This is a genomic window from Sphingobacterium sp. UBA6320 (genome assembly GCF_002440335.1).
In the GTDB taxonomy this organism is placed as follows: domain Bacteria; phylum Bacteroidota; class Bacteroidia; order Sphingobacteriales; family Sphingobacteriaceae; genus Sphingobacterium.
The window spans coordinates 54,043-74,728 of sequence record NZ_DJTA01000001.1; the positions used below are offsets into that span (position 1 = coordinate 54,043).

At 34.9% G+C, this 20,686-nt stretch carries 17 protein-coding genes and 1 tRNA gene; 11 read left to right on the forward strand and 7 right to left on the reverse strand.

Going from position 1 to position 20,686, the window contains the following annotated elements; all coding sequences use genetic code 11:
• Nucleotides 1–33 precede the first annotated feature (33 nt).
• The 3 genes from odhB to B3P23_RS00270 form a co-directional block, all read right to left on the reverse strand.
• Entirely contained in the window at nucleotides 34–1,260 is a 1,227-nt protein-coding gene (gene odhB, locus B3P23_RS00260) for a 2-oxoglutarate dehydrogenase complex dihydrolipoyllysine-residue succinyltransferase (RefSeq protein ID WP_094772829.1), read from the reverse strand.
• A 65-nt stretch (nucleotides 1,261–1,325) separates the two neighbouring features.
• Nucleotides 1,326–4,064, reverse strand: coding sequence for a 2-oxoglutarate dehydrogenase E1 component (locus B3P23_RS00265; protein ID WP_045753212.1), 2,739 nt, complete (start codon nucleotides 4,062–4,064; stop codon nucleotides 1,326–1,328).
• Nucleotides 4,065–4,228: 164 nt separating this feature from the next.
• Complete coding sequence (locus B3P23_RS00270; protein ID WP_045755350.1) at nucleotides 4,229–5,497, reverse strand: deoxyribodipyrimidine photo-lyase; 1,269 nt, start codon at nucleotides 5,495–5,497, stop codon at nucleotides 4,229–4,231.
• Between the two features lie 204 nt (nucleotides 5,498–5,701).
• Here B3P23_RS00270 and B3P23_RS00275 point away from each other — a divergent pair, with 204 nt between their 5' ends.
• The 3 genes from B3P23_RS00275 (at nucleotide 5,702) to B3P23_RS00285 (ending at nucleotide 8,859) form a co-directional block, all read left to right on the forward strand.
• Complete coding sequence (locus B3P23_RS00275) at nucleotides 5,702–6,571, forward strand: hypothetical protein (RefSeq protein ID WP_248754565.1); 870 nt, start codon at nucleotides 5,702–5,704, stop codon at nucleotides 6,569–6,571.
• A gap of 80 nt (nucleotides 6,572–6,651) precedes the next feature.
• Nucleotides 6,652–8,490 carry a UbiD family decarboxylase gene (locus B3P23_RS00280; RefSeq protein WP_094772828.1) on the forward strand — a complete coding sequence of 613 codons (1,839 nt, stop codon included), beginning with the start codon at nucleotides 6,652–6,654 and terminating at the stop codon, nucleotides 8,488–8,490.
• A 144-nt stretch (nucleotides 8,491–8,634) separates the two neighbouring features.
• On the forward strand, nucleotides 8,635–8,859 hold the full coding sequence (locus tag B3P23_RS00285; RefSeq protein WP_038696638.1) for a CDGSH iron-sulfur domain-containing protein: 225 nt from the start codon (nucleotides 8,635–8,637) through the stop codon (nucleotides 8,857–8,859).
• Nucleotides 8,860–9,729: 870 nt separating this feature from the next.
• On the opposite strand, the gene B3P23_RS00290 is transcribed toward B3P23_RS00285, so the two are convergent.
• From B3P23_RS00290 to B3P23_RS00300, 3 genes are all read right to left on the reverse strand, one after another.
• A complete protein-coding gene (locus tag B3P23_RS00290; protein WP_094772827.1) occupies nucleotides 9,730–10,197 on the reverse strand; it encodes an ASCH domain-containing protein in 468 nt (155 codons plus the stop codon).
• A gap of 63 nt (nucleotides 10,198–10,260) precedes the next feature.
• Nucleotides 10,261–10,560 (reverse strand): antibiotic biosynthesis monooxygenase family protein, encoded by a 300-nt coding sequence (locus B3P23_RS00295; protein WP_045754147.1) that lies wholly within the window; start codon nucleotides 10,558–10,560, stop codon nucleotides 10,261–10,263.
• Between the two features lie 108 nt (nucleotides 10,561–10,668).
• Nucleotides 10,669–11,769, reverse strand: coding sequence for an alpha/beta hydrolase-fold protein (locus B3P23_RS00300; protein ID WP_293923520.1), 1,101 nt, complete (start codon nucleotides 11,767–11,769; stop codon nucleotides 10,669–10,671).
• 362 nt (nucleotides 11,770–12,131) lie between these two features.
• Between B3P23_RS00300 and B3P23_RS00305 the strand changes: the two genes are divergently transcribed.
• Nucleotides 12,132–12,845: a hypothetical protein gene (locus B3P23_RS00305; protein WP_293923522.1), complete on the forward strand. Its 714-nt coding sequence runs from the start codon at nucleotides 12,132–12,134 to the stop codon at nucleotides 12,843–12,845.
• 788 nt (nucleotides 12,846–13,633) lie between these two features.
• On the opposite strand, the gene B3P23_RS00310 is transcribed toward B3P23_RS00305, so the two are convergent.
• Nucleotides 13,634–13,721 (reverse strand) — tRNA-Ser (locus tag B3P23_RS00310).
• A 182-nt stretch (nucleotides 13,722–13,903) separates the two neighbouring features.
• Here B3P23_RS00310 and B3P23_RS00315 point away from each other — a divergent pair.
• The 7 genes from B3P23_RS00315 to fbp all read left to right on the forward strand — a co-directional run bounded on the left by B3P23_RS00315 (nucleotide 13,904) and on the right by fbp (nucleotide 20,619).
• Complete coding sequence (locus B3P23_RS00315; protein WP_052627761.1) at nucleotides 13,904–14,332, forward strand: GreA/GreB family elongation factor; 429 nt, start codon at nucleotides 13,904–13,906, stop codon at nucleotides 14,330–14,332.
• A gap of 94 nt (nucleotides 14,333–14,426) precedes the next feature.
• Entirely contained in the window at nucleotides 14,427–14,921 is a 495-nt protein-coding gene (locus B3P23_RS00320) for a BON domain-containing protein (protein ID WP_045755130.1), read from the forward strand.
• Nucleotides 14,922–14,941: 20 nt separating this feature from the next.
• Nucleotides 14,942–15,361: an SH3 domain-containing protein gene (locus B3P23_RS00325; protein WP_293923525.1), complete on the forward strand. Its 420-nt coding sequence runs from the start codon at nucleotides 14,942–14,944 to the stop codon at nucleotides 15,359–15,361.
• Between the two features lie 166 nt (nucleotides 15,362–15,527).
• On the forward strand, nucleotides 15,528–16,976 hold the full coding sequence (locus B3P23_RS00330) for a L,D-transpeptidase family protein (protein ID WP_293923527.1): 1,449 nt from the start codon (nucleotides 15,528–15,530) through the stop codon (nucleotides 16,974–16,976).
• A 383-nt stretch (nucleotides 16,977–17,359) separates the two neighbouring features.
• Nucleotides 17,360–17,734 carry a YkvA family protein gene (locus B3P23_RS00335; protein ID WP_045755133.1) on the forward strand — a complete coding sequence of 125 codons (375 nt, stop codon included), beginning with the start codon at nucleotides 17,360–17,362 and terminating at the stop codon, nucleotides 17,732–17,734.
• A gap of 267 nt (nucleotides 17,735–18,001) precedes the next feature.
• The gene (pckA, locus tag B3P23_RS00340; protein WP_293923529.1) at nucleotides 18,002–19,570 is read left to right on the forward strand and encodes a phosphoenolpyruvate carboxykinase (ATP); all 1,569 of its coding nucleotides are present in this window, start codon (nucleotides 18,002–18,004) and stop codon (nucleotides 19,568–19,570) included.
• Between the two features lie 32 nt (nucleotides 19,571–19,602).
• On the forward strand, nucleotides 19,603–20,619 hold the full coding sequence (fbp, locus tag B3P23_RS00345; protein ID WP_045755134.1) for a class 1 fructose-bisphosphatase: 1,017 nt from the start codon (nucleotides 19,603–19,605) through the stop codon (nucleotides 20,617–20,619).
• The last annotated feature ends 67 nt before the right edge of the window (nucleotides 20,620–20,686 follow it).

The following is a 20,686-nucleotide window of genomic DNA, read 5'->3' on the forward strand; positions in this document are numbered from 1 at the left end:
ACATCGGGATTTTTTTATGTATAAGCTACTTTATTACACTTCTAATAATAAACGAGCAGGATCTTCTAATAGTTGTTTTACACGTACTAAGAAGCTTACAGACTCACGACCATCAATAACACGGTGATCATAAGAAAGAGCGATATACATCATTGGACGGATGACCACTTGACCATTTTCAGCAACTGGACGTTGAATGATATTGTGCATACCTAAAATAGCAGATTGAGGAGCATTGATAATCGGAGTTGACATCATTGAACCAAATACACCACCATTAGTGATAGTAAATGTACCACCAGTCATTTCATCAATCGTTAATTTATTGTCACGTGCTTTTACAGCTAATGCTCCAATTCCTTTTTCGATTTCATGTAATGACATCGATTCCGCATTTCTAAGTACAGGAACTACAAGTCCTTTAGGAGCAGAAACTGCAATTGAAATATCTGCAAAATCAGAATATACCAATTCGTTTTCTTCGATTCTAGCATTTACAGCAGGCCACTCTTTTAAAGCAGTTGTTACTGCTTTAGTGAAAAATGACATAAATCCAAGACCTACACCATGTTTTTCTTTAAAGGTATCTTTGTATTTAGCGCGTAAATCCATGATCGGCTGCATGTTGACTTCATTAAAAGTCGTTAACATAGCCGTTTCATTTTTTACAGAAACTAAACGTTTTGCAATCGTTTTGCGTAGAGAAGTCATTTTTTCACGACGCTCATTACGAGAACCAGCTACAGCAACCGGAGCAGCAGCTTTCGGAGCTTCTTTAGCAGGCGCAACAGCTTTAGGAGCTACTTGTGCTTTTTCAGCATCTTCTTTTGTGATACGCCCTTCTTTACCTGTGCCTTTAATAGTTGCAGGATCAATTCCTTTTTCTCTTAAAATTTTTGCCGCAGCGGGAGAAGCTGTACCAGCAGCATAAGAATCAGGATTCTCATCAGCTACATTTGCTGTTGCGGCAGGTGCACTCGCTTTTTCTTCAGCAGCAGCAGGTTTTGCATCACCAGTAGGAGCACCACCTTCTTCGATAGTACATACTACAGCACCAATTTCTAAAGTATCTCCTTCTTGAGCAATGATTCTTAAGATACCTGCTTTTTCAGCTGGTAATTCGAAAGTTGCTTTGTCAGATTCCAATTCCGCGATGTTTTCGTCCATTTCAACGTAATCGCCATCTTGTTTCAACCACTGTGACAAGGTTACCTCAGTAATGGATTCACCTACGGTTGGTACTTTAATTTCTAAGCTCATATATAATGTTCTTTACAGACAATTGCGTCTTTTTGATAAAAGACGCAATTGGATAAAAATAGTTTTTATTCGAATGATTTATTTAAAATTTCAGCTTGTTGTGCTACGTGTTGTTTCATGTAGCCTGTTGCTGTACTTCCACTTTCTTTACGTGCAACAAAACCAGTGAAAGCAATTTCGGTATTCATTAGTTTACGACAATAGTAAGACCAAGCTCCCATATTTTCGTTTTCTTCCTGAACCCACACAAATTGAGTTGCTTTATTATATTTTTTGCGAATTGCCTTCAATTGTTCCTCAGGAATAGGGAATAGTTGTTCCAATCTCACAATGGCAATATCTTTACGTTTGTCAACTTCTTGTTTCTCTAATAAATCATAATATACTTTACCAGAACAGAACAATACTCGTTTTACATCTTTTGCGTTTACATTAGTATCATCAATTACTTCTTGGAATGTATTTGAAGTAAAATCTTTTAATGGTGATACTACTTTAGGGTGACGTAATAAAGATTTTGGTGTAAATGCTACTAATGGTTTACGGAATTCGCGAACTTGTTGACGACGTAATAAGTGAAAGTAGTTAGCTGGTGTAGTACAATTTGCTAGGATTAAGTTTTCATTAGCACAAAGCTCTAAGAATCTTTCGATACGAGCAGAAGAGTGCTCTGGGCCTTGTCCTTCCATACCGTGAGGTAATAACATCACTAACCCATTTGAACGCTTCCATTTGGTTTCAGCAGATGATAAATATTGATCCACGATGATCTGTGCACCATTATAGAAATCTCCAAATTGAGCTTCCCATATTGTTAATGCATGCGGATTAGCAGAAGCATAACCATATTCAAAACCTAATACTGCATATTCAGAAAGAAGAGAGTTGTAGATTGAGAATTTGTCTCCACCAGTGATATTTGCCAAAGGTGTATAAGTCTCTTCCGAGTTTTCCAATGTCAACACTGCATGTCTGTGGGAGAATGTACCACGTTGCACGTCTTGACCAGAAATACGAACACGACTTCCTTCATTTAATAATGTAGCGTAAGCCATTAATTCACCCATTGCCCAATCGTAAGAATCTTTTTCAATCATCTTAGCACGATCTTCGAACAAGCGTGAAATTTTACGGAAGAACGTTTTATCAGTTGGAAGTGTTGTAATCTCTTTCGCCAATTGCAAAAATGTCTCATCAGAAACATGAGTTTTGACAGGTGCAAAAGATTCTCCTTTTTTAGCAGGACGTAAACCTTTCCAAGCGCCGGAAAACATTGGAGTTTCTTCTGTTAAGTTAACAACTTCCTTAGATTCCTCTAGTTTTTCTTGTAAAACAGCTTTGAATTCTTTCTCAATTTTTTTAGAGTAAGATTCGTCTATGCTTCCCTCATCAATTAATTTTTTAGCATAAACCTCTTTTGGATTAGGATGCTTTTCGATGAGTTTATATAATAATGGTTGTGTGAACTTCGGTTCATCAGCCTCATTATGACCAAATCTTCTGTAACATAGCAAGTCAATGAAAACGTCAGTTTTGTATTTTTGACGATATTCTACCGCTAATTTAATTGCATATACTAATGCTTCAGCATCATCACCATTTACGTGAAATACAGGAGAAGAAGTTATTTTTGCTACATCAGTACAGTAAGTTCCTGATCTTGCGTCTTTATAGTTTGTTGTAAAACCAATTTGGTTGTTGATAACAATATGGATAGTACCACCAGTTTTGTAACCATCTAATTTAGACATTTGTGTTACTTCGTACACCACACCTTGTCCTGCAATAGCAGCATCACCATGAATAGCAATAGGAGCGATTTTTGAAGAATCTCCCTCATACTTCATGTCAATCTTTGAACGGACCAAACCTTCAACAATCGGATCTACTGTTTCCAAGTGTGACGGATTGGGTGCTAAACTTAAGTGTATTGTTTTACCATCATCGGTTTTAACATCTGTCGAATAACCTAAGTGATATTTAACATCACCACCAAAGTTTACTTCGGGATCTTCAGCATAAGTTTTACCTTCAAATTCTGAGAAAACAGTTTTGTAAGGTTTACCCATGATATTCGTCAAAACATTTAAACGACCGCGATGGGCCATTCCAATAACAAATTCTTGGATACCTAATTCTGAACCTTTTTCAATAACGGCATCTAAAGCAGGAATTAAACTTTCTGCACCTTCTAATGAGAAACGTTTTTGACCTAAGAACTTTGTTCCTAAGAAACTCTCAAAAGCAACTGCATGATTTAATTTATCTAAGATTCTTTTTTTGATGTCTAAAGAATACGTTGGTTTGTTGCGGTCAGCTTCCATACGATCTTGTAACCACTTAATTTTTTCAGGGTTACGGATGTATTTGAATTCTGCACCAATCGAACGACAGTAAGTGTCCTCGATGAGTTGTCTGATATCTTTCAATTTGGCTGGACCTAGGCCAACTTCAACACCAGCATTAAAAATGGTGTCCATGTCTGCTTCAGAAAGACCAAATGTTTCTAATTCTTTTCCAGGGTAATATTTGCGACGCTCACGTACCGGATTTGTTTGTGTAAATAAATGACCACGATCTCTGTAGCCATTAATCATGTTCAATACATTTATTTCCTTTAAAACATGATCTGGTGTTGCATCTGCTGAAACACCAACACTTTCACCTGCGTTTTGACCAAAGTCAAAACCTTCGAAAAATTTTTGCCAGCCAAAATCTACGGATTCTGGATCTTGTTTGTACGCTTGATATAACCCGTCGATATAGCTCGAATCGGCGTTACTCAAATATGTAAGTTTGTCCATCTATTTGAAAAAATATGAATGTGTCAAAGTTAGGAATAAAAATAGAGTTTTAGGTACTGTAATTGATTATTTTAGCGAGGAATATAAATTTTAATGTCGTTTTAATAAAGATTAGAATTATGACGATAAAACATCGATAATCTTTTATTTATTCAAAAAGGACATTAATTTATTTGTCCTAAATAATCTTCTGGAACTTGAATGCCTTTTGGGTAATGCGTGTTAATGAGTTTTTGCCAATCTATCGGCATATTATCTTTCTCGCTTGTGCCTACGCCTGCTATATGTGACCAGTTGCCGTAATTAGTGGCTGGCGAATAATCAAATATATTTTGTTCAAACCAATACGCGCCCTTCAACCAATTGATATTGTATTCTTGTACCAAATAGCTAGAAACAATAATTCGGGCGAAGTAAGGTAAATATCCTGTTTTTTGAAGTAGTTGCATGCTTTGGTTAACAAATTCATTTTCTGTTTCTCCAAATCGCCATTTGTCAAAAAGCAATTGATCGTTCTTACTCATAATCTGCTCTTTCTTAAATCCTTTTTCTTTAAAGAATACATTTGGATATTTTTTTAGCATGAATCTAAAATAATCTCTCCAGAGCAACATATCTATGATTTTATCAAAACGCTTGCTTTTCTTGCCATTTTCTCTTTTTTTGATTTCATGGTATAATTTAATTGGCGATAATGATCCTAAAGCTATAAAAGGTGATAACAATGTGTAATCATGTTCTGAACCTCGTGGATCATCTAATATCATTTGCATCGTCTCTAGACCTAAATCTTCTCCACCTTCGATTAATTTATTACTGACAAGAACAATTTCCTCAGGGCTATAGCCTAATTCTTCTAAAGTGGGAAGGGCTGTTTTTTCGAGATGTGGAGCAGTCATGAAATTAGTTGGATAGTCTGCGGTATTTCGCACAAAACTTTCACGTTCTATTTTCTTTTTGAATGTTGCAAAAGAATTTGGAATATCACGGATCGGAAAAGGTAGATCCTCTTTGTGATATAATGTATGACCAATAATATGTTTTAAATTAATTCTACTTTTCCAGAGTTCTTCCTCAACTTTTTCAGAAATTGTTGTTTCTCTATGAGCAACCTCACGATGATGATACACTTCATCTACTTCATATTTTTGAGCAATACGCGGTATGATATCTTCTGGATATCCGACAAAAGTGATTAAATCACTACCAAGAGATTGTAATTTTTCTTTCAGTGCTTTTACTGTTTCTAACTGAAAAGCAGCTCTTATTACATTGGTATTTAGAAAATCATATTGATTTTTAGCGTAATATCTAGGGTCGAAACAAAATACAGGTATGATAAAGGTACTTTTTGAGGATGCTTCTAAGAATACTTCATTGTCATGAAGCCTTAAATCATTTCTAAACCAAATCAACGCAGCCCTTTTTTCCATACAGATATAATTTTGTTGTACTATTTCCCCCAAGAAAGCATATAGGATGTACAAATATATAAGGTTATTGTTTGTTTTATTGACATTATTGACATATTGACAATAAAAGGACAATAACTAAAAATGTAAAAAAACGGTTTCAATTAAACCTTACTGTATTTTATTTGTTTAATTTGTGATAAAAGAAATTTTAATAATTCATTGATGGATGTATTAATTACAGGTTTAAATACGTATTTGGGAAGACGAGCTGTTAGCCATCTACATAGTGATGAATTTAAGGTTACGGGGCTAGTGCGGAATTTGAAAATTTTTAACAAAAGATTGGATGAATCTGTGACCGCAGATTTATTTGAAATTGATTTATTTAAGACTAACACGCTACCCAAAGATTTTTATCTAGAAGATCTGCAATTAGGAATATACTTTACTCAGGTCCCAGGATTGAACGATCCATTGAATATGCAGATGGAACTTATTTCACTCCGTAATTTTATTGAAGTGTGTAAGCAAAATTCTTGTGATCGAATTGTATACATGGCTCAATTGATGGATTCTTCTTATATAGATGCTATTCAAACATTATTTGAAGAATTTAGGGTCAAATATACGGTGGTATTGAAAAGTAGTGCAATTGGAAAGGGTACAATTTTAAGTGATATTTTTAGCAAATTGGCTAAGAGTAGATATATTCCTTACTGGAACCATATCGGTAGTCTCAAATTTAGCCCCATATCCTTATTGGATGTTTACCGTTGGATTAGGGTAATGCCGTGGAAGCATGATTTTATTAGTGAAGTTATTTATTTAGGTGGGGACGAGTGTTTAGATTATAAGCAACTTTTCTCGCGTTATATGCAAGTAAATCATCCAGGTGGAACGTACCGAACGGTCTCTATTAGCAAGTGGATGGTTAAATTATTTTATACCCGTTTTTACAATATCCATAAAGAAAATTTTGATGAATTTCGACGGATTATGAAGTATGAGTCTGACGTTGACAATACAAGTTGGTCTAGCAAAGTTCATTTTACTTTTACAAGTATGCATCGTAATTTTTTGATTGATAAATAATATTACTGAAGGTGTCATTTAAACTTTATCCTGCCAATTATTCTGTTATTTTTGTAGTAGAATAATAAAAAGAGGGCGTTATGGGGTATAAAAGTTTAGCAGAGTGTGTTGCCGACTTAGAGCAGCATGGACATCTAATTCGTATCAAGGAGGAGGTAGATCCTTATCTTGAGATGGCGTCAATACATATGCGTGTATATGACGTCGAGGGTCCAGCTTTATATTTTGAAAATATAAAAGGTTCTGATTTTCCTGCTGTTTCAAATCTATTTGGCACTTTGAATCGCTCTAAATTTATGTTTAGAGATACACTTGACCATATAAAAAAATTGGTCGATGTCAAAATGGATCCTACATCGGTCTTAAAAAATCCATTCAAATATTTAAGTTCTTCCGCTGTTGCACTAGGAGCGTTGCCCTGGAAAAAGAAAACTAATGCTCCCATTTTATATGGAAAAACAGCAATTAGCAAGCTTCCTCAGATAATTAACTGGCCTATGGATGGCGGAGCTTTTGTGACTATGCCTCAGGTTTATACCGAGGATATTACGAAACCGGGTATTATGCAGGCTAATCTTGGTATGTATCGTATACAGCTTTCGGGTAATGATTATATTCAAGATAAGGAAATTGGTCTACATTACCAATTGCATCGGGGGATTGGTATTCATCAGCAGAAAGCAAATCAATTAGGAAAACCTCTAAAAGTCAGTATTTTCATTGGTGGTCCACCGTCACATCCGCTTTCAGCAGTTATGCCTTTGCCTGAGGGATTATCTGAAATGATTTTTGCCGGAGCTTTAGGTAATCGTAGATTTCGTTATTTCTATGATAAGGAAGGTTTTTGTGTCTCTTCAGATGCTGACTTTGTTATAACGGGTACTGTTTATCCGAATGAAACGAAACCTGAGGGACCATTTGGTGATCATATCGGTTATTATAGTTTGACACATCCTTTTCCATTGATGAAGGTTCATAACGTCTATCACAAGAAGGATCCTATCTGGTCATTTACAGTTGTCGGAAGGCCTCCTCAGGAGGACACTAGTTTTGGTAATTTGATCCATGAAATTACAGGAGCAGCTATCCCTAAAGAGATCAATGGTTTGCAAGCGGTCCATGCTGTAGATGCTGCAGGAGTACATCCATTGCTTTTTGCGATAGGTCGAGAAAGTTATACACCTTATCAAAAAGTAGATCGTCCGCAAGAAATTTTGACTATCGCAAGTCAAGCTTTAGGTAAAAATCAGCTGAGTTTGGCAAAGTATTTATTTATAGCAGCAATTGAAGATGATCCATCATTGGATATTTATAATGTTGCAGGATTTTTTATGCATATGTTGGAAAGAATTGATTTAACGCGAGATTTGCACTTTCATACCAATACAACCATAGATACTCTAGATTATTCTGGAGATGGACTCAATGCTGGATCAAAGGTTGTTTTTGCGGCCGCAGGTTCAAAGAAAAGATCGTTAAGTAAGGAGATTCCGGCTGGTTTAGCGATCCCAAGGCCATTTAACAATGTTAAAATGGCTATGCCGGGAATTGTTGTAGTCGATGGAGCAGCATTTACATCTTATGAACAGGAAGAAACGATCTTAAAAAACTGGTGTGATGCTATGAAAGATGAAGAATTTTCAGGAATTCAGATGATTGTCTTGGCTGATGATGCAGACTTTACGGCAGCAAATGAGAATAATTTTGTTTGGGTCACTTTTACTAGATCAAACCCAGCATATGATATTTACGGTGTCAATAGTTTTACCAAATACAAACATTGGGGTTGTCACGGACCTCTTATTATTGATGCTAGACGTAAACCACACCATGCGCCAGATTTGATTAAGGATCCTGCAGTAGAGAAAAGAGTGGATAATTTAGGGGCAAAAGGCGGCTCATTATATGGGATCATATAAGAGTTTAATAAATCAGGTGTCAGTTATATCATTACAGACCCTAATTTAATTAGATTAAAAGGAACGCTTCTAAATAGCTAGTAAATTGCAAAAAGTCATTTGATTATTCCTAGGTTTGTATAGGAAAATATTTATAAAATAGCTATGTCAAAGACAAAACTTACGATCAATAATAATGGTTCGGTAAAAATAGAAGGTGATTTCGAAATCGTTGATAGAAATGGAGATGCTTATGGTTTACAGGGCAGAACAGTGCTCTCCATCTGTCGTTGTGGATTATCCAAGAATAAACCTTTTTGCGATGGTGCTCATAATGGACATTTTGAACATGAAGCGATCGCTTTCGACCTTCCTCCAAAAAAAGTATAAAAGCGCTGAGTAATCTTAAGGATTAAGATTCTTTTTAATAAAAAACACCCATTTGTGCTTCATTGTTACAAATGGGTGTTTTTATTATATTTATCCTTGTTATGATTATCGATTAAAACTTCAGTCGCAATAACACTTGTTTTTACATCTTTTTAATTTGTTATCCATAATCGTCAAGTCAACGAATATTTTTATTCTATTTCCCATATTCACCTCAAAGTCTTCCGTAATTACTCTATTACAGACCTGTGATCTTATATTTTTTAATGGATATTATGCCATTTGCTTAGACGTGTTGATTTGTCTATTATTTAAGATTGAGAGGTCCAATACGACAGTGATATTGTGTAGTATTACTCAGCATTAAGGCTGCATCATATTGATCAATCATAAAGTTATAATAGTGTAATTATAGAGGGTTCCTATAGGGTTGATATAGGTAAAACTCTATATAACCTCTATTATTCCCGTAGAATAATATAATAAATACTGGTTTTGATAAGAATATGGCTCCAATATGATATTAGCTTATTAAGGTGATCGCATTAATAGAATTATTTATTGCCTGTAAAAGACCATAGTCATACACGGTAGTCTAAGAAGAGCGTCCAAATTTTTCTTGCGAATATGGAATTGCTATTTATCGTTCGGAATAGTAAATGAAAAGATATGGCAAAAAATCTTAGTCGAACGGATCAAGGTTTCTGCGGAGTGTTAGGGATAAGTACATGATCCTGTAAAGGGGGGAGGTTAAAAATCATTAACCAAAGCTATCCGCTTTGCTTATTTCTTCTGTTGTGAATGTTTTTTTGTTTGATCAAGTTCAGGAGGGGACGCTATAAACAACAAAAGCCCAAATTGCTTTGGGTTTTATTTTTTTTGCCAAATTGTCTCAAAGTATTCGCAGACAAGTTTCATGTCCTGAAAAGGTTTTAAGCCGAGATCACTCAGTTCTCTTGTGTAATAATCCCAATGAACCCTTTGCCAATAGCTTAAACTTCTGTCTCCTTCACCTTCAATGAAAGCATATTCAGCTATGATATCTTTATATTTTACAATCTCTACTTTAACGGTTTTGGTGATTGCTTTGGGCATTCCATGCCAATCGGTGACGATAGACAGGTCTCCGATAGCAGGTAGTTTCTCTTTATTTATTTCCAACCCAGATAAGGAATGTGTTGTAGCTCGTTTAATACCTTTTCGTACAAGTTCGGCACATTCGTGTGCATCCTTTGCATTGTCACAAAAGTAATAAGACTGTGGAATTTCTAACTTTTTATATTCCGGCATTTCATGCTGAAATTCCTCCCAGTATTTATTTAAAATGATGTTTCGCATACACTATTTATATTTCTTCTGTAATAGATTGGCCAGATGAACGGTTGCTGTTGTTAAAATCTACTATATTTTTCTATTTAAATCTTCATAGTGCAAAACTTGCGGAAAAGGATCGTAATAGTCATGCAATAAGGTTTTCCATTTTTGGTATTGTGATGACTGACGGAATCCGATTTCATGCGCTTCGACGGAAACCCATTCAACCAATAAGATATATTGATTATCTACTTCTAAACATTTCATCAGTGAATGTTTTATATATCCCTTAATGGAAGATATGTATTGTTCTGCTATTTGAAAATCCAGTTCAAATTGTTTGGATCTTCCAGATTTTACCTTTAATATGGCGACTTCTAATATCACGATTTGTATTTTTTTAGTTCATGTTTCTTTATTTCAAATAAAGTTTGAAATCTGCTCATATTCTATCAGGGAGAATATGGGCAGATCGCCATTACCCATCAAATGATGTTATTTAAATAACAGCGGTGCTAGTTCGCGCAAGCTACGGCGCCAAGTCTGAAATTCATGTCCAGTATTTGGTGATACGTAAGACACGGCGTTAACGCCAGCTTTTTTTAGTTCATCAACCGCTTGTTTTACTCTATCTGGATTTTCTCTACTGCCAGAACTGAGAAATATCAGTTTTACATCCGGTTTATGAGCTAAATCGGATGCGGCGTATGTACCTCCACTTAATAATGCGTAGTGTGCGAAGACTTTTGGATTACGTAGTGTGATCATTTTTGTCTCCATTCCACCCATTGATAATCCCGCCATGGCACGGTTTGTCTTATCCGTTAATGTTCTAAAGTTAGCATCGACATAAGGTATTAGTTCTTTAATTAAAACGGTTTCGAATTCTTCGATTTTAAATTCATTGATTTTTCCCCATTTCACTTCATTAGTCATACCATAGGTCATGACAATGATGAATGGTTTTATTTTTCCTTCGGCAATCATATTATCCATGATTAGATTTGCTTTTCCTTGATTAGACCACGCCGTTTCATCTTCACCCCAACCGTGTTGTAGATATAAAACGGGATACCGCTTATTGATGTCTTTACTATAGCTTGGCGGTGTATAGACAAATGCTCTACGAGAAGTGTTTGTACTAGGGGAGGGGAATAATATTTGAGATACCTGTCCATGCGGCACATCTTTGACTGCATAAAAATCTTCATCAGGTGCTGGAATTTCTATCCCACTTTCCCAGCGTACAGATCCATAGTAATTCATCGATCCTGGATCGTTGAATTTTCCTCCATCTACCGTAATGTTATAGTAATGGAATCCTTCATCCATTGGACCTTCTGTAGTGCCTGTAAAGAATCCATCATTTTGTTTTTGTAGGACTGTGCCACTTCCTCCGCCTAAACCTAAGCTTACCCGTACACTGTCTGCTTTTGGTGCGTGTATTTTAAATCTGGCGTACCCCTGCGAGTTAACCTGTGGGAAGAGTTGTCCTGGTTGATTAGTTGTTGCTGGTTTAAAATTCTCTTTTAAAGATTGAGCAGATAGCATATTACTGATGAATAAGCCTGAAAGGAGAATAATTAGTTTTGTCATTAGAATAAAGGTCGTTTTATATAATAGGTTGTAATTGTTAACTAAATATAAGGTTTTTTATTAGCATATGAAAAAACGAAATAAGAAAGATCAGTACTGTTCTAAAAACGTGAAAAAATGGCGATACATACAAATTCTAAAATTTAAGCAGTGAAATTTAAGCCGTCTTAAATTATTTATCAAAGTAAAGATGTCTTTAAGGTTGCTATAAGTTAACATTTTTCTATTTATTTCGTTACCTTGCACGGTAACGAAAGGCGTTGTGATGTATTTTTTGAGAGGATATGAGTAAAGGAAAAGTGTATGAGTCAGCTTTTTAGGATGAGAGATATTAGAGTAAATTACATGTTTAATTATTAACGATGAAGAAGTTGTTGTTTTTGTTTTCTGTTTTGTTTTTTTCGATTAATGTCCAAGCACAATTGATAGACCGATTGAATAGTAATGAAAATAAGTTTTTAATGGAGCTTCTTTTTTCACGAGGTAATAAAATTGATAATAATCGAATAGAGTATGATATTCACAATCGAATTAGCCGCATTGGGGATAAACGAATAGAGTATGATATTCAAGACAGGGTAAGGCAAATTGGTGATGAGCGGGTTGAATACGATATCCAAGACAGGGTAAGGCAAATTGGTGATGAGCGGGTTGAATACGATATCCAAGACAGGGTTAGACAAATTGGTGATAAACGGATAGAATATGATATTCACAATAGGGTTCGTCAAATCGGTGATAAGCGGGTTGAATATGATATCAATGATAGAGTTCGCCAAATTGGAGAGAGGCGGATTGATTATGATATTCACAATCGGGTTCGCCAAATTGGAGATAAACAGATTGATTATGATATCAATGGTAGAGTTCGTCAAATAGGTGATGAGCGGGTTGAATACGATATCAATGGTAGAGTTCGTCAAATAGGTGATGAGCGGGTTGAATACGATATCAATGGTAGAGTTCGTCAAATTGGAGATAAACGGATAGAATATGATATAAACGGAAAGGTTCGTCAAATTGAAAGCGATACCTTGGTCCTATATAAAATGATTGAAAATTATAATAGAAAGTAAATTTATTTGGATTCACCCCAAGTGCTGAGATACTCTATCGATAGTGTAATTGAAACAATTTTTTTGTTTTTATAATCTATCATATAGTTGTTATAGATTTTCGTTATGTAAAACTTGCGAAAAATGATTTTAATAGTTGTGCAGCAAGGCTTTCCATCGTTCGTTTTGTGGTGAGATGACGAGATCCAACTTCATGCGCTTCAAGTGAAATCCATTCCAATAATAAGAGATATTGGTTGAAATCCACCTGTATCTATAACTCCCCAATCTTGGAATAGAGCTCCTTTTCCTTAGAATTATCAAGAACGGAAGATTTCTCTGAAGTAAAAGCGGATTCCGCATTACCTAGAACATTTCCGTTTCAAGGTTTTGATCTGCGTTGGGTACAATTCATATTTAATCGCTAACTACTCAATAATCTGTTGCTCATTAGTAGCTTCTATGTTAACCTTTGACTTAAAGTTTGTACTGAAATTCCTTCCTTCTTTTTTCATTGTCAATCGCTAATTTAAATATTTATGCAATTGTCTAGCAATTTGATAGTGTGATAACAAAAGAAAAACCCTACAAATTGTACAATTTGTAGGGTTTTAATACTTTTTCCTTGTTAGGATGCGAAGCGCTCGGGATTATTACATGATCCCTTAAAGGGGGGGGGGAGGCTTCATCATAAAATAAAGCCATTCGCTTTGTTCATTTACTTTGTTGTTTATGTCTTATTGTTGGAGCAAGCTCCCAAAAGTCTATTAACAACAAAAGCCCAAATTCCTTTGGGCTTTATTTTTTATTGGCGGAGAGCGAGGGATTCGAACCCCCGGACCTATGACAGTCAACAGTTTTCAAGACTGCCGCATTCGACCACTCTGCCAGCTCTCCGCGACAAAAGTACAAATTTTAAGGTTGCAACCAAATTTATTTTTGCATTTCAAGGCCTTTTGAGCTCATTTAAATTGTATGTTGTTGTTTTTTAGTTAGTTTAATTTTGATTTTTTTCTTTAAATCTTTATCCCTAGTTTGCAATCATGGAGAAGGATTATACTTTACTACGATCATCACTAATGGAATCATGTAAAATGCATGTTGAAGATCGGATTGCAAATTTGGAATTGGCTTTAAAATCGGCTCATGAAGCAAGTACTGATGATACCAAAAGTAGTGCAGGAGATAAATATGAGACCACGCGTGAAATGATGCAACAGGACATTGCCAGATGTCAGATGCAACTTGCTGAGGCAAAAAAGGATGAGTTAATATTAAATAATCTTGTTGAACCAAACCATACTGATTTTGTTCAAAATGGCAGTATTGTGAAGACTAATTTGGGTATTTATTTTATTGCGATTAGTATTGGTGTTGTCAAGATCGATGATAAGAAGGTATTCGTTATCTCAAATCAATCTCCTATTGGAAAGTTGTTATTAAGAAAGAAGGTCGGAGAGTCATTTGTCTTTAATCATGTAGAACAACATCTACTTTCTATAAATTAGTATTTAAATCGAAACCATTTACTCTTTTAATTGTTAACTTTAAGTATCTATATAGGATAATTTAGGCTTTTAAAAAATAATAAAAACTGTGATTATGAAGTTAAAAAGAGTATTCCCAATGTTAATGATGGCGGGCACTTTAGTTGCTGCAATGCCTTCTTGTAAATCTAAAGTTTCTGATGCTGATTTGAAAGCAAAGGTAGAAACAGTAATTAATGGTCATCAAGGTATCACAACTTCTGTTAAAGATGGAGTTGTTACTTTGGAAGGTTTCGCTTCTTCAGAAGCTGAAAAAATACAGATTGAGGCTGATGTTAAAGCAGCTGATAAATCAATCAAATCTGTTGTTAATAATATTATAGTGCAAGTTACGGCTCCAGCAGCAATATCTGTTAATACTGTTGATGAATCTTTAGCGAAAGGTATTGTTGATGCGACAAAAGATTTTCCGACGGTACAAGCAACCGTGAAAGATGGTGTCATCACCGTGACAGGAACTATTGAAAAAGCAAAATTAGTAACGTTAAAACAGGCTTTGGACAATTTACATCCTAAGAAAGTGGACCTTAGTGCAGTTGTAACTAAATAATTATTTCAAACTCGAATATCATGGCTTTACAAGAAAAATATAAAGTATTATTAGATACTGCAAGATCATTGGGCACTACGGATTTAAATTTTGTTGAACAGGATGGTGTTCTTCAAATTAGAGGAACAGCACCATCTGCTGATGTGAAAAATAAATTATGGGAAGTATATGGAAATATAGATCCTAATTTTGCAGCTGGAGATGTCGTTATGGATGTCAATGTTGCTACGGAGGTCCCTGGTAGCCAAGTAAAGGTTATTACGGATAATTCAAATCTGAATATTCGTAAAGGACCTGGCACGGATCAGCCTATTGTAGGAAAAGCAGCTAAAGACGAAATTATAACGTTGATTAGTAAAGCAAATGACCAGTGGTGGCTGGTGCGTACTAAAGATAATGAAGAAGGATATTGCTACGCACAATACTTGCAAACGGTTTAAGTTTATTTTTAAGTTTAACAAAGCCTGAAATAATTCTATTTTAGGCTTTGTTATTTTTGAATGGTTGTAGCGAGAATTTGACAATAATTAGGCTTGTACTAACTAATTGTAATATCATTTGAAACATTGTTATCTTTGACTTTTTAAGCAATTTCTTAATTATATTATGCGAAATTTAGTGCTTGTATATTTTTTATTTATACTATCATTCACCTCTTGTCAAACTAAGGCCCCTACTTTTGGAGATCTTTTAGCGACATCATTAGATCAAAAGCTATTTAAAGATTTTGATAGTATTGCCTACTTCAATGCCATTCAAATTGAATTGAAAAATAAAAATTCCCATTTATTTAATCCGAGATGGATGAGTGAAATTGCTGATTCATCTCGGGGTTTTACATGGATTCACAATCAATTACTTACTGGTGGTACAGATACATTGTTGCATTATCTAGAAAAATCTGATGAACATGGTGTTAATCCTTCAATTTTTCATACAGAAGAAATTCGCAAGGCACTTAATCGTCTTCAAAGCAAGGAAATTACAGAGTTGAATGAAGCTTATACGATATTGGCCAAAATAGAGCTTCTCTCTTCTGATGCTTTAGTAGCCTATCTTAATATACTCGAAAATGGACTCGTAAATCCTAAGAAACTCTATGGAAGATATTTTGTTGGGCATAATCGTTACACTTTAAAGAAAGCAAAACAGGTGTTGGACAGTACGTTAAATGTTGCTCAGATCGCTCGAGAAGCCCATCCTAAAAATGGTTTTTACAAAAAGTTTCAACAACTCTTGATAGCAGGAAATTTGAGTAAGGAAAATCGTACTGATGTGCTGATGAGTATGGAACGTTTACGCTGGATGGGACAAGATTTTCCGGATAAATATGTATTCGTCAATATTCCAGAAATGAAATTGCGAATGATTGAAGATGGTGCTATAAAGCAAATTATGAATGTTTGCGTAGGGGAAACTGAAAATAAAGCCTTCTCTAAAACAGGACAAAATCATGAAACACCGATGATGAGTGGCACGCTAGATCGGATGCAAGTAAATCCAGTATGGAATATTCCTAAAAGTATTGTAAAGAAGGAATTACTAAATAGTGTTCGGGCTAATCCAGGATATTTGGAAAGTCGAAATATGGTTGTCTACAATTTAAAAGGACAAATTGTAGATCCATATACGATTAATTGGCAAGCTGACTCCGTCGAGAATTTTAAATTTAAACAAAATCCCGGTTTTGATAATTCACTGGGAAACATCAAGTTTATTTTTGCAAATCCTTATGCCATTTATTTACATGATACACCTGCTAAACAAAAATTTAAAGCTAGTAACCGTGCACTAAGTCATGGTTGTGTTCGTGTAGAAGATCCAGCTAGCTTAGCCTCTTTTTTAGTTAATAATGAAAAAGAAGCAGCTAAAATTGCAACTGAAATAAAAGACTCTATTAACAACTCCAGATGGGTAAAAATGAAAACAGGTATCCCAGTTTTCTTGTCTTACTATACTACTTGGTTAGATGAAAATAATAAAATTGAGCAGTTTCCAGATATTTATGGATATGATGATAGATTGAGATTAGCTATGAAAAAATATCTGAATTAAAGTTTAAAATAAAAATTAAAGTCCCTTTTCTTTAATAAGCGAAGGGACTTTAATTTTATTCAGATTTGCTTTTACTAGCTTTTTTTGTTTTCTTTTCAGCTCGTTTTTCTTTTAGCGTCTTTTCAGCTTTCTTTTTATCATTCTTTACTGCATTTTGTTCTTTTGCCATAACAGTTATGTTTAAGTGAATAATAACATTTCTTACTAAAGCTACTGATAATAAATAAGATTATGCCAATATTAGCACATTTTAATAATATAATAAGACTTTTGTACGTTGTTGAAAATAAATAATGTACTTCGTACTTCCTATTGGAGTATTGAGATTAAACTTTAATCCACTGTCAAAGTCATAGTTAGTGGATTTTTATAATTTTAAACAAATGAAGAAACAATTTCTAGGTAAAGCATTGGCTTTATTTGAAGGATTCAGAAAACATAAAATTACAACAGCAGATTTAGAAGCTGCTGAGTTAAAAGCAAAAAAATTAGATGTTCGAAAAGAAGACTTTCAAATTTTAATTGCTATGTGTAAAGATACATTTGCAGGTAAATATAAAATGAATAAGTGGAACTTATCTGTCATTGTTGCTACTATTGTATATGTAATATCGCCATTAGATGCCATTCCAGATGTAATTCCTGTTTTGGGATGGGTAGATGATATAACTATTATTGGTTATGCAGTTGCCAAACTATCGGACGAAATATTACAATATAAGTTGTTTAGGAAACAAATACTAATGAATCAAAGTTAATACTTAAATTTACTGTTTTTGATGAGCCCTTGTTAAGATAATTTTCAAGGGCTCTGTTTTGGCTTGTAAATTCTAATTTATTTTAGCATTATTTAATTTTTATTTTTTGTTTTAATTTAGCTTTTAAAATTATTTAAATTTTATTTGCATTTGTAAACTGTTGTTTTTCATTTAGTTATATCTGTGTAATTTAAACAATAAGCTAAATTTTGTTTGTATCTATCTATTAAATTTAGCTAGATTTGGACAATATTTTAAAACAAAAGTATGACTTTATCAAAGATTAAACAGTTAGCTACTTTAGGAATCCACCAACCTAAGGAAGTATTTTGTCAATTGGATAGAACTGCTCTTATTGCGCATGCTATCCAAAAAGGAGAAGCTTCTCTTGCCGAAAATGGAGCTTTGAATATTTTGACTGGGAAATTTACGGGAAGATCGCCAAAAGATCGATATATCGTAAAAGATGAAATCACTGAAAACAGAGTTTTTTGGAATGAAGTTAACCAAGCAATTACTCAAGGAACCTTTAACGAATTGTATGATTTGACTACCGAATATTTGTCGGCTAAGGAACTTTATGTTAGAGACTGTCAAGTTGTATCGAGTGAGGATCTAGCAAAACACATTCTGGTTGTATCCACAAAAGCTACTCAGGATCTTTTTGCTGCTAATATGTTTATCGAAAACCCTGATATTGAAAATAGGGAAGTGGATTGGACAGTGCTAGTCGCCTCTGATCTTCAAATTTCAAATCATCAGGAATTGGGACTTCATGCTGCTAATTGTGTTGCTATTGATTTTACCCGTCACGTTGTTTTGGTTATTGGTACTGGTTACACCGGTGAAATTAAAAAGAGTATTTTTTCAGTTCTCAATTTTATTTTACCAGTTGAAGATGAAGTTTTATCGATGCACTGTTCTGCTAATGTAGGAAAAGATGGTGACACCGCTTTATTTTTTGGTTTAAGTGGTACGGGTAAGACAACTTTATCGGCAGATGTAAACCGTTATTTGGTAGGGGATGACGAACACGGTTGGTCGGACCGTGGTGTATTTAATTTTGAAGGAGGTTGTTACGCAAAATGTTTAGGATTGGACCCTAAGCATGAACCAGAAATTTGTGGTGCAATTAAGTCAGGTTCACTCTTAGAAAATATTAAATTTTATGAAGGTACGACTATACCTAATTTTCAGGATGATAGCATTACTGAAAATATGCGTGTTTCATACCCATTGTCTTATATCTCCTCTTATAGGGAAGTTAGATTGGTTGATGCTCCTAATAATATTTTCTTTCTGTCAGCGGATGCATTTGGTGTATTGCCTCCTATCTCAAAGCTGACAGTAGAACAAGCGATGTATTATTTTATTAATGGCTATACGGCTAAGGTGGCAGGTACGGAAATGGGTGTCTCAAAGCCAACGGCGACGTTTTCAGCTTGTTTTGGACAAGCATTTATGCCTTTGCATCCTATGGAATATGCCGAACTACTGCGAGATCGATTGAAAAAAAATCCTGATACAAAAGTTTGGTTGGTGAATACGGGGTGGATTGGAGGTCCTTATGGTATCGGTCGGAGAATCAAATTATCTTATACACGCAGTTTGATTCAAGCAGCATTGTCTGGCGAACTGGAAGAGTATCCAATGGAAGTACATCCCATATTTGGATTAAAATACCCTACATTTTGTCAAGATGTGCCACAGCAGGTTTTAGGGGCTAAACAACTGTGGAACAATGATGAGGCTTATGACGAACAGGCAAAGGCACTCAAATCACTTTTTGAAAATAACTTTAAAAAGTATCAAGATACCTACTTTACAACGGTTTAATATAGAGGTGATTTTAAATCAATAATTGATATATGAAAACGTTAGGTCAATTTATTATTGAAAAGCAGGCAGATTTTCCATTTGCAAAAGGAGAGCTATCTCGATTACTTCGCGATATCGCTATTGCAGCAAAGTTGGTTAATCGAGAAGTGAACAAAGCTGGGTTAGCTGATTTACTTGGCGCTCATGGCGATATGAATATACAGGGTGAGGTACAGCAAAAGTTAGATGTATACGCCGATGTTCAATTTATATCAGCGCTGCAAAGAGGGGGAGAGTGCTGTTATTTAGCTTCGGAGGAACATGAGTTAGGCATTGATCTATCCAATGATTATGTTTCTAAAAATGCGAAATATATGGTCTGTATAGATCCCTTAGATGGATCATCAAATATAGATGTGAATGTTTCAGTGGGGACCATCTTTTCTATTTATAGAAGAGCAGGTGCAGATCAAGTAACCATGGCAGATGAATTGCTACAGCAAGGAAAAAAACAAGTGGCAGCTGGATATATAATTTATGGCTCATCAACGATGCTCGTTTATACAACGGGCAATGGCGTGAATGGATTTACTTTAGATCCTTCAATAGGTGAGTTTTGTTTATCTCATCCCAATATGAAAATTCCGGAACATGGACAGATTTATTCGATTAATGAAGGTAATTACATCAAATTTCCGCAAGCGATCAAGAATTATATCAAATATTGTCAAATCGAAGACTCTGGTACCAATCGACCTTATACTTCGCGCTATATAGGTTCTATGGTTGCTGACATTCACCGTAATTTGATTCGTGGGGGAGTTTTTATTTATCCTGAGACGTTATCCTTTCCTAAAGGAAAGTTACGCTTGATGTATGAGTGCAACCCGATGGCTTTTATTATCGAACAAGCGGGAGGAAAGGCTACGACTGGTAGTGATCGTATCTTAGATATCCAACCTACAGAATTACATCAGCGTGTTCCCATAGTGATTGGCAGTAAAAAAATGGTGGAGCAGGTAGAATATTTTTATAGTATGGAACTTGAATCTGCGTTAAATGCTTAAAAAAATAGGTGATTGATGTTCTTTATTTACATCTCCTTTCTTTAAATTTGATTTCATATTTAAGTCG